Genomic DNA, 10,009 nt, shown 5'->3' with positions numbered 1-10,009 from the left:
TGAACAACGATTCCTGAGTGACGTCTGCACCGCGCATCCCACGCCCTCCACTATGGCTGAGGTCGATATCGCAAACAGAGGGCTTGAAAGCAAGCTCTGGCGCGGGAGAATTTCAACAAGCTGCTAGGCCGAACACGTCGCCCAGCACCAGGTCGATGCGACCGCTGCGGTGGTGCACGCCGTCGGCGTCCTGCACGCGCTCCGGCACCAGCCCGGCCTCGGCGAAGAAGGCCTGCACCGCCAGCGGCGAGAGCTCGCAGCCCAGCACCGGGTGGCCCTGCGCGGCCAGCCAGTGCATGTCCAGGGTCTTGCCGGCCAGCGGCACGAACACCGGCGCGTCCGCCGGCAGCTCCAGTGCCGGCCAGTGCCGCTGCAGCAGCGGCATCACCTCCTGGCGATGGAACCCGGTGCGACCTTCGCGCCAGCGCTGCAGCCAGTACGCAGGTTCCATCGCCGCCGGCGCCTTACTCGACCGCCAGCCCGTCCACCTTCTGCCAGCCGCGCGGCAGCAGGCCGCCGCGGGTGGCGCGGGCGCCCAGGTACTCCTCCAGGTCGCGGAAGGACAGCGACATGGTGCGCTGGCCGCTCCTGACCAGCAGGGTCTGGCCCGGCGCCACCGCGGCGATGGCCACCACCCGCTCGGTGCCCAGCTTGGCGCGCGGGATGTCGATCAGCTTGTTGCCCTTGCCCTTGTCCAGCTCCGGCAGCTCGCCGGCGGGGATGGCCAGCAGGTGGCCGGCGCTGGTCACGGCGACGATGCGGTCGGTCCCGGGATTGCCCAGGGGCGCCGGCTGCAGCACGCGGGCGCCCGGGGTGAGGTTGAGCAGGGCCTTGCCGGACTTGTTGCGGCCGACCAGGTTCTCGAAGCGGGTGACGAAGCCGTAGCCGTGCGAGGAGGCCAGCACGAAGCGGCTGTCCGCCTCGCCGGAGGCCAGGGCTTGGAACGAGGCACCCGGCGCCGGCGAGAAGCGGCCGGTCAGCGGCTCGCCGTTGCCGCGTGCCGAGGGCAGCGAGTGCGCCACCGTCGAGTAGCTGCGGCCCTGCGAGTCGATGAAGGCCACCTGCCAGGTGCTGCGGCTGCGCACCGCGGCCAGCAGGCCGTCGCCCTCGCGGTAGGACAGGCCGGCGGCGTCCACGTCGTGGCCCTTGGCCGCGCGCACCCAGCCCTTCTCCGACAGCACCACGGTGACCGGCTCGCTGGGTACCAGCTCGGTCTCGTCCAAGGCCTGCGCGGCCTCGCGCACCACCAGTGGCGAGCGGCGGGCGTCACCGTACTTCTTCGCGTCGGCCAGCAGCTCGTCCTTGACCAGCTTCTTCAGCCTGGCCTTGCTGCCGAGGGTGGCGACGATGCGCTCCAGCTCCTGCGCCAGTTCCTCCTGCTCGCCGCGGATCTTCATCTCCTCCAGGCGGGCCAGCTGGCGCAGCCTAGTCTCCAGGATGTACTCGGCCTGCGCCTCGGACAGGCCGAAGCGCGCCATCAGCACCGGCCTGGGCTCGTCCTCGGTGCGGATGATGCGGATCACCTCGTCCAGGTTGAGGAAGGCCACCAGCAGGCCTTCCAGCAGGTGCAGGCGGCGCTCCACCTTCTCCTGGCGGTGGCGCAGGCGGCGCACCACGGTGTCGGTGCGGAAGGCCAGCCACTCCTCCAGCAGCGTGCGCAGGTCCTTGACCGCCGGCTTGCCGTCCAGGCCGATGACGTTGAGGTTGATGCGATAGCTCTTCTCCAGGTCCGTGGTGGCGAACAGGTGGCTCATCAGCTGTTCGCCGTCCACGCGGCTGGAGCGCGGCACCAGCACCACGCGCACCGGGTTGGCGTGGTCGGACTCGTCACGGATGTCCTCCAGCCAGGGCAGTTTCTTGGCGCGCATCTGCGCGGCGATCTGCTCGATCACCTTGGAGGGCGAGACCTGGTAGGGCAGGGCGGTGATGACGAAGTTGCCCGCCTCCTTCTTCCAGGTGGCGCGGGCGCGCACGCTGCCGGTGCCGCTCTCGTACATCGCGCGCAGCTCGTCCGGCGGGGTGATGATCTCCGCCTCGGTCGGGTAGTCCGGGCCGCGCACGTGCTCGCACAGGTCGGCGACGCTGGCCTCCGGGTCGTCGAGCAGGCGCACGCAGGCGCTGACGATCTCGTTGAGGTTGTGCGGCGGGATGTCGGTGGCCATGCCCACGGCGATGCCGGTGGTGCCGTTGAGCAGCAGGTGCGGCAGGCGTGCCGGCAGCCAGCTAGGCTCCTGCAGGGTGCCGTCGAAGTTGGGCACCCAGTCCACCGTGCCCTGGCCCAGCTCGCCCAGCAGCACCTCGGCGATCGGGGTGAGCTTGGCCTCGGTGTAGCGCATGGCCGCGAAGCTCTTGGGATCGTCCGGCGAGCCGAAGTTGCCTTGGCCCTCGATCAGCGGGTAGCGGTAGGAGAACGGCTGGGCCATCAGCACCAGCGCCTCGTAGCAGGCCGAGTCGCCGTGCGGGTGGAACTTGCCGATCACGTCGCCGACGGTGCGCGCGGACTTCTTCGGCTTGGCCGAGGCGTTGAGCCCCAGCTCGCTCATCGCGTAGACGATGCGCCGCTGCACCGGTTTCAGGCCGTCGCCCAGGAACGGCAGGGCGCGGTCCAGCACCACGTACATCGAATAGTCCAGGTAGGCGCGCTCGGCGTACTCGCGCAGCGGGATCTGTTCGAAGCCGTGGAAGACGGGGCGGATTGCTTCGGTCATGCGGCAGGTGCGGGGGTGAGCGGAAAGCCCGATTCTACCCGGCTTCGGCATCGCGCCCGGGCAGGTGAGGCAGCCGCGATGCCGCCCTCTGCGTGCCCGTCTGCAGGGCGCGCGCCAGCGGCGACCGGGCAGGTGCATCCGGGCCAGCCCTGTCCGGGTCGGGAGGTGCGCGCGGATGTGGCGCCGGGAGGCGAGGCGGGCGCTGGCCGGAGCCATGGCTGCCCTCCCTGTGGCGTGGCCACCGCCCGGCTTGCCGGTGATCCAACCGCCATCGGTGTGCAGGAGCATCCGGGCAGGTCTGCCGCGTCGTCACCGATGCGGCGGCTGCGGCGGAAGGCGGGAGGTGGCCAAACCGGCGCGCCGGGTGCGGAACGCGGGCAACAAAAAACCCCGCCGGAGCGGGGCTTTTTCGAGTCTTGGTGCCCAGGAGAGGACTCGAACCTCCACGGTTTTACCCGCTAGTACCTGAAACTAGTGCGTCTACCAATTCCGCCACCTGGGCAGGTGAGGCGCGCATTTTGAAGGGCGCCTTCGGCTTTGTCAACGCTCCCGTCGAAGAATCGTTCCGACGCGGCGACGACGGAGGGAAGTGTACCATCGCCGCATGAAAAAGAAAGACACGCGCGGCGGGAAGGCCGCGGGCGGCGAAGGCCGCAGGGGCGGCGCGACGGGCCGCAAGGCCGCGGGCGCGGCGGGTGGCACCGGCAGGACGGGAGGCAAGCGCAAGGCGGCGCTGCCGCCCTGGATGCCGGAGCCGGCACCGGCGCGGCCGGCCGCCGCCAGGGACAAGGCGGCCGGCGAGCGGCGCAGGACGCCGGCGCGTGCGCTCAAGGCCACGTCGGCCGGCTTCCGCGATCCCTACGCCGACCGCGAGGCCGAGCGCTACGCCAACCCCATCGCCAGCCGCGAGGCCATCCTCGCGCTGCTGCATGCGGCCACCGGCCCGCAGACCGCCGAGGACCTGGCCGGGCAGCTGGGCCTGACCGAGCCGGAGCGGTTCGAGGCGCTGCTCAAGCGCCTGGGCGCGATGGTCCGCGACGGCCAGCTGGTGCAGAACCGCCGCGGCGGCTACGCGCCGGTGGAGCAGACCGACCTGGTCCCGGGCACGGTCCTCGCCAACCCGGACGGCTTCGGCTTCCTGCGCACCGACGACGGCACCGACGACCTCTTCCTGCCGCCGGCGGAGATGCGCAAGGTCATGCACGGCGACCGGGTGCTGGTCAGCGTCACCGGGATGGACCGCCGCGGCCGCCGCGAGGGCCGCATCGCCCGCGTGCTGGAGCGGCGCCTGACCCGGCTGATCGGCCACTTCGCCACCGAGGCCGGCATCCACTTCGTGGTGCCGGACGACAAGCGCATCCAGCGCAACGTGCAGGTGCCGCCGGACGCCATCGGCGGCGCCCGCGACGGCCAGCTGGTGGTGTGCGAGCTGGTGCAGCCGCCGGATTCGCGGCGCCCGCCGATCGGCCGCATCGCCGCCGTGCTCGGCGACCGCCTCACCCCCTCGCTGGTGGTGGAGGCGGCCATCCACGGCCACGACCTGCCGCACGAGTTCCCTCAGGCGGTGCTGGACGAGGCCGCCGCGGTGCCGCTGGTGGTCGAGCCGGAGACCATCGGCGGGCGCGTGGACCTGCGCGACATGCCGCTGGTGACCATCGACGGCGAGGACGCCAAGGACTTCGACGACGCGGTCTGGTGCGAGCCCAACCGCAACGGCTTCCGCCTGGTGGTGGCCATCGCCGACGTCTCCCACTACGTGACGCCGGGCAGCGCGCTGGACGAGGAGGCGCAGCGCCGTGCCACCTCGGTGTACTTCCCCGGCTTCGTGGTGCCGATGCTGCCGGAGACCCTCTCCAACGGCATCTGCTCGCTCAATCCCGACGTGGACCGCTTCTGCTTCGTCTGCGACATGCAGGTGGACCACGAGGGCGAGGTCACCCGCTCGCGCTTCTACGAGGCGGTGATGCGCTCGCATGCGCGGCTGACCTACACCCAGGTGTGGAAGGCGGTGGGCGAGGACGACGCCGAGGCGCGCGCGCAGATCGGCCCGCTGATGCCGCAGGTCGAGCGGCTGTACCAGCTGTACAAGGTGCTGGCCCGGGCGCGGCAGCGGCGCGGCGCGATCGAATTCGAGAGTTCGGAGGTGCGCTTCATCATCGGCCGCGAGGGCGAGGTGGTGCAGGCCGGCATGCTGCCGCGCAACGACGCCCACAAGCTGATCGAGGAGTGCATGATCGCGGCCAACGTCGAGGCCGCGCGCTTCCTGCTGCGCAGGCGCATCCCGGCGCCGTTCCGCATCCACGAGCGGCCGCCGGAGGCCAAGTACGCCGACCTGCTGGAGTTCCTGCAGGAGTTCGGCCTGCGCATGCCGCCCTGGGCCAAGGTCGAGCCGCGCGACTTCGCGCGCATGCTGCGCAAGGTGCGCGACCGGCCGGACGCGGCACTGCTGGAGTCGGTGCTGCTGCGCAGCCAGAGCCTGGCGGTGTACTCGCCGGACAACCTCGGCCACTTCGGCCTGGCGCTGGAGGCCTACGCCCACTTCACCTCGCCGATCCGCCGTTACCCGGACCTGCTGGTGCACCGTGCGATCAAGCACGCCCTGCGCGGCGGCCGTGCATCCGACTACCTGTACTCGGCCACGGAGATGGCGGCGCTGGCGCTGCAGTGTTCCGAGCGCGAGCGCCGCGCCGACGAGGCCGAGCGCGAGGTGGACGAGCGCTACCGCGCGGCGTGGATGGAGCAGCACGTCGGCAGCCGCTTCGAGGGCGTGATCAGCGGCGTGACCAGCTTCGGCCTGTTCGTCGAGCTGGTGGATTCCAAGGTCACCGGCCTGGTGCACGTGACCCAGCTGCCGCACGACTACTACCACTTCGACCCGCTCCGGAAGACCCTGACCGGCGAGCGCCGCGGCCGCGAGTTCCGCCTCGGCGACCGGGTGCGCATCCTGGTGCTCAAGGCCAGCGTCGAGGACCGCCGCATCGACTTCCGCCTGGCCGAGGACGAGGAGGCGCCTGCGCCGCGCGGCCGCCGCCGCCGCGGCTGACCGCCACCCCAACGCCCGCGGCGGCCGCGCCGCCGCGTACAATGTGCGGCCTGTTCCACCGGACGCCTTCGTCGCATGAGCAAGCAGAACCAGTGGGTCGTGGGCGTCAACGCCGTGGCCTCGGCGATCGAGAACGACGCCGGGCACGTGCGTGAGGTGCTGGTCGAGACCGGTACCCGCAACCCGCGCCTGATCGAGATCGAGGAGCAGGCCCGCCGCCGCGGCATCGAGGTGCGCCGCGTCTCGGCGCAGGCGCTGGACGGCATCGGCGGCAACGTCCGCCACCAGGGCGTGGCCGCGCGCTACGCGCCGGCGCGCACCTGGAGCGAGCACGAGCTGCCCGGCCTGGTCGAGGCCGCCGGCGGGCGCGCGCTGCTGCTGGTGCTGGACGGTGTGCAGGATCCGCACAACCTCGGCGCCTGCCTGCGCAGCGCCGCGGCCGCCGGCGCCACCGCCGTGGTCATTCCCAAGGACAAGTCGGCGCCGGTCAACGCCACCGTGCGCAAGACCTCGGCCGGCGCCGCCGACCGCGTGCCGGTGGTCACCGTGACCAACCTGGCGCGCACCCTGCGCGACCTGAAGAAGCAGGGCGTGTGGGTGTACGGCCTGACCGGCGAGGTGGATCCTTCGCTGTACGACCTGGACCTGGCCGGCAACGTGGCCCTGGTCCTGGGCGGCGAGGCCGAGGGCCTGCGCCGGTTGACCCGCGAGCAGTGCGACGCGCTGGTGCGCATCCCCATGGCCGGCGACGTGGAGAGCCTGAACGTCTCCGTGGCCGCCGGCATCTGTCTGTTCGAGGCGCTGCGCCAGCGCGGCTGAGGCGCGGGGACAGGGGGGGATGGGCGGATCCCGGCGCGGCGGACGTCGCCGCTGGCCGCACGCCGCATGGGCCCTGGCCCTGTTGTGCCTGCTGCTGGGCCGGCCCGCGGCCGCGGCGCCCGGGCCACCGCCGCTGCGCGACTACGCCATCGACGCCTGGACCACGCGCAACGGCCTGCGCCACAACTCGCTGCGCGACATGGCGCAGACCGGCGAGGGTTACCTGTGGTTCGCCACCTGGGAGGGCGTGGCCCGCTACAACGGCGTGGAGTTCACCCCGTTCGACCGCGGCACCACTCCGGGCCTGCGCGACAACGGTGTGGGTGCGCTGTACGTGGACCCCAACGGCACGCTGTGGCTGAGCGACTCGCGCGGCAACCTCGGCCGCCTGGGCGCGGACGGCACCTGGGAGTACCTGGAGCGCGCGCCGCAGTGGCCGCGCGCCCTGGTCCACGACATGGCCATGGACGCGGCCGGCCGGCTGTGGCTGCTGTTCGAGAACCACGGCCTGGGCTGCGTGCATCCGGACGGGCGCCTGGAGTACATCGCCCCGCCGCCCGGCATCCCGCTGCCGGCCAGCTATCCGCGCCTGGCCATCGACGCGGCCGGCAGCCTGTGGAGCGGCACCCTCGAGGGGCTGGTCCTGCGCGCGGCGGACGGGCGCTGGCGCCGCCTCGCCCGGCCGATGGCCTGCCGCTCGGCCTGGCGTGGCCGTACCTGGCCCCCGACGGCACGCTGTGGGTGGCGGCCGGCGAGCGGGTGTTCCGGCGCGACGGCGGCCGCTTCGCCGAGGCGCACGTCGTCCCCGGCGCCGGCTACTTCACCTCGATGCTGCAGGACCGCGAGGGCAGCCTGTGGCTGGGCACCGAGAACCGCGGCGTGATCCGGATCGGCCCGCACGGGCAGGAGTGGCTGCCGCCGGAACGCCTGGCCCAGGGCCGCATCGCCAGCCTGCTGGAGGACACCGAGAGCAGCATCTGGATCGGCGCCAACGGCGGCCTGTTCCGCCTGCGCGAGGCGCTGTTCACCGGCTGGGGCCGGCGCGACGGCCTGCGCAGCGAGTACGTGCGCGCGGTGCTGGAGGACGCGGCCGGCACCCTGTGGGTGGGCAGCGCCGGCGGGCTGGACCGGCTTGGCGCCGACGGCCGCTTCCATCCCGTGCCGCTGGACGGCGGCAACGGCCACGTGTCCTCGATCCTGAGCCTGGCCGAGGGCCGCGACGGCGACCTGTGGGCCGGCACCTTCGCCGACGGCGTGTTCCGCCTGCGCGGCGGCCGCCTGGTGCAGCGCTACGGCCAGGCCGACGGGGTGCCCAGCGGCCACGTGCGGGCGATCGCGGTGGACGCGGCCGGGCAGGTCTGGGTCGGCACCCGTGCCGGCGTGGTGCGGGTGGACGGGGCCGGCGTGCATCCGCCGCCGGCGCTGCCGGGCATGCCCCGGGGCCTGGTGACCGCACTGGCGGCGATCGACGGCGGGCTGTGGATCGGTGGAAGGGGCCAGCGTGCTGCGCGCCGATGGCACGGTGGAGCGCGTGCCCCTGGAGCAGGCCGGCGGCGATCCGCGCACCGTGTTCGGCTTCCACAAGGTGGGCGACGCGGTGTGGATCACCAGCGACCGCGGCCTGTACCGCGTGCGCGGCGGCCGGCTGGCACGGGTCGGCCTGGAGCAGGGCCTGCCGGTGGACACGGTGTTCTCGCTGCTGGCCGATGCGGCCGGGAATGCCTGGATTACCAGCAACCGCGGCGTGCTGCGCCTGCCGCTGCGGCGCTACACCGAGATCGACGGCCTGCCCAGCGCGCAGGGCAACGGCAGCTCCTCGCCCGCGGCGATCCGCCGCCGCGACGGCAGCCTCTGGATCGCCACCGCCGCCGGCGTGGCCAGCGTGGCCCCGGCGCGGCTGGCGCGCTACGCCGACCGTCCGCCGCCGCCGCCGGTGATCGAGGCGGTGAGCGTGGACGGCCGGACCCTGGACTGGCACGCGCTGGAGGCGCTGTCGGGCGGCAGCCGGCTGGCCGTGACCTATGCCGGGCTCAGCTACCTGCTGCCCGAGTGCATCCGCTACCGCGCCCGGCTGCTGGGGCTGGACCAGGACTGGATCGAACGCGGCACCCGCCGCGACGTGGAGTTCGTCGGCCTGCCGCCGGGCCGCTACACCCTGGAGGTGCAGGCCGCGCACCCCGGTGGCGGGTGGAGCCCCGCGCCGGCGCGCTGCTGGAGCGGCTGCGCGAGCAGGCCGAGGCCTACGCCCGCCAGGCGCGCGAGGACGCCCTGACCGGGCTGCCCAACCGGCGCCGGTTCGAGGAGACCCTGGCCCGCGACCTGGCCCTGGCGCGGCGCGGCGGCCGGCCGCTGTGCCTGGCCCTGCTGGACATCGACCACTTCAAGCGGATCAACGACACCCGCTCGCACACCGTGGGCGACCAGGTGCTGCGCGAGTTCGGCCGCCTGCTGGCCAGCCAGCACCGCGGCTCGGACCTGGTGGCGCGGCTGGGCGGCGAGGAGTTCGCCCTGCTGATGCCGGACATCCGCCTGGACGAGGCGCTGGCAGCCTGCGAGCGGCTGCAGGCGCGGGTGCGCGCGCACCGGCCCTGGGCCGGCCTGGACGATCTGCAGGTGAGCTTCAGCCTGGGCCTGGTCGAGCTGCGCCCGGGCGAGTGCACCGAGGAGCTGTACCGGCGCGCGGACGCGGCGCTGTACCAGGCCAAGCGTGCCGGCCGCGACCGCCTGCAGCTGGGCTGAGCGTTCTCAGGCCGCCGGCGGGTGGGGCCAGGCGTTGGCGATGCGGCAGAACAGCCGGGCGGTCTGCTCGGCGTCGTACACCGCCGAGTGCGCCTCGGAGGCGTCCCAGTCCAGGCCGGCGGCCTGCATGGCGCGGGCCAGCACGGTCTGGCCGTAGGCGATGCCAGCCAGGGACACCGTGTCGAACACGCTGAAGGGGTGGAACGGGTTGCGCTTGTGCCCGCTGCGCGCCACCGCGGCGTTGAGGAAGTTCAGGTCGAAGTGGGCGTTGTGCCCGACCAGGATCGCGCGCTGGCAGCCGTAGCGGCGCACCGCCGCGCGCACGTGGTTGAACACGTGGCTGAGCGCCTCGCGCTCGGGCTTGGCCATGCGGAACGGGTGGTCCAGGCGGATGCCGGTGATCTCCAGGGACCTGGGATCGATCTCGGTGCCCGGCGCCGGGATGAAGTGGGCGCTGGCGGTCTGCCCGGGATAGAACCGGCCCTCGGCGTCCATCTCGATCGGGACGGCGGCCATCTCCAGCAGGGCGTGCCGGTTCCAGTCGAAGCCGCCGGTCTCCACGTCCACCACCACCGGCAGGAAGCCGCGGAAGCGGCGCGCCATCGCGCCGGCCGGGGCGGCCTGCGGGCCGGCATCGGGGCCGTGTTCCAGATCGATCTCGTCCATGCGCACAGGGTAGCAGAGCGGCCCGCCCGCCCCC

General features: G+C 73.2%; 4 protein-coding genes, 1 tRNA gene and 2 pseudogenes. 3 read left to right on the top strand and 4 right to left on the bottom strand.

From position 1 onward, the window contains the following. Positions 1-118 precede the first annotated feature (118 nt). The 3 genes and pseudogenes from CR938_RS12865 to CR938_RS12855 all read right to left on the bottom strand — a co-directional run. Positions 119-451, bottom strand: a pseudogene (locus tag CR938_RS12865) (class I SAM-dependent methyltransferase); the annotation flags it as partial. Positions 452-464: 13 nt separating this feature from the next. Continuing rightward, positions 465-2,708, bottom strand: coding sequence for a DNA topoisomerase IV subunit A (parC, locus tag CR938_RS12860; RefSeq protein ID WP_162125389.1), 2,244 nt, complete (start codon positions 2,706-2,708; stop codon positions 465-467). Positions 2,709-3,125: 417 nt separating this feature from the next. Then, positions 3,126-3,210 (bottom strand) — tRNA-Leu (locus CR938_RS12855). A gap of 243 nt (positions 3,211-3,453) precedes the next feature. Here CR938_RS12855 and rnr point away from each other — a divergent pair. The 3 genes and pseudogenes from rnr to CR938_RS12840 form a co-directional block, all read left to right on the top strand. After that, positions 3,454-5,751 carry a ribonuclease R gene (gene rnr, locus CR938_RS12850; protein ID WP_246191094.1) on the top strand — a complete coding sequence of 766 codons (2,298 nt, stop codon included), beginning with the start codon at positions 3,454-3,456 and terminating at the stop codon, positions 5,749-5,751. Between the two features lie 75 nt (positions 5,752-5,826). Beyond that, complete coding sequence (gene rlmB / locus CR938_RS12845; RefSeq protein WP_162125387.1) at positions 5,827-6,570, top strand: 23S rRNA (guanosine(2251)-2'-O)-methyltransferase RlmB; 744 nt, start codon at positions 5,827-5,829, stop codon at positions 6,568-6,570. Positions 6,571-6,636: 66 nt separating this feature from the next. Further along, a pseudogene (locus CR938_RS12840) lies at positions 6,637-9,306 on the top strand (ligand-binding sensor domain-containing protein); the annotation flags it as partial. Positions 9,307-9,315: 9 nt separating this feature from the next. On the opposite strand, the gene rnt reads toward CR938_RS12840, so the two are convergent. Then, entirely contained in the window at positions 9,316-9,981 is a 666-nt protein-coding gene (gene rnt / locus CR938_RS12835) for a ribonuclease T (protein ID WP_425502453.1), read from the bottom strand. Positions 9,982-10,009 lie beyond the last annotated feature (28 nt).

It is taken from the genome of Pseudoxanthomonas taiwanensis (assembly GCF_010093135.1).
Lineage (GTDB): Bacteria > Pseudomonadota > Gammaproteobacteria > Xanthomonadales > Xanthomonadaceae > Pseudoxanthomonas > Pseudoxanthomonas taiwanensis.
Note: the sequence above shows the minus strand (reverse complement) of the source record. Positions and strands in the feature narration are given on the sequence as shown.

Excerpts from the sequence above, each read along its gene's own strand:
- rnr (WP_246191094.1), top strand. The coding sequence starts at position 3,454 with ATGCCGGAGCCGGCACCGGCGCGGCCGGCCGCCGCCAGGGACAAGGCG.
- rlmB (WP_162125387.1), top strand. The coding sequence starts at position 5,827 with ATGAGCAAGCAGAACCAGTGGGTCGTGGGCGTCAACGCCGTGGCCTCG.
- parC (WP_162125389.1), bottom strand. The coding sequence starts at position 2,708 with ATGACCGAAGCAATCCGCCCCGTCTTCCACGGCTTCGAACAGATCCCG.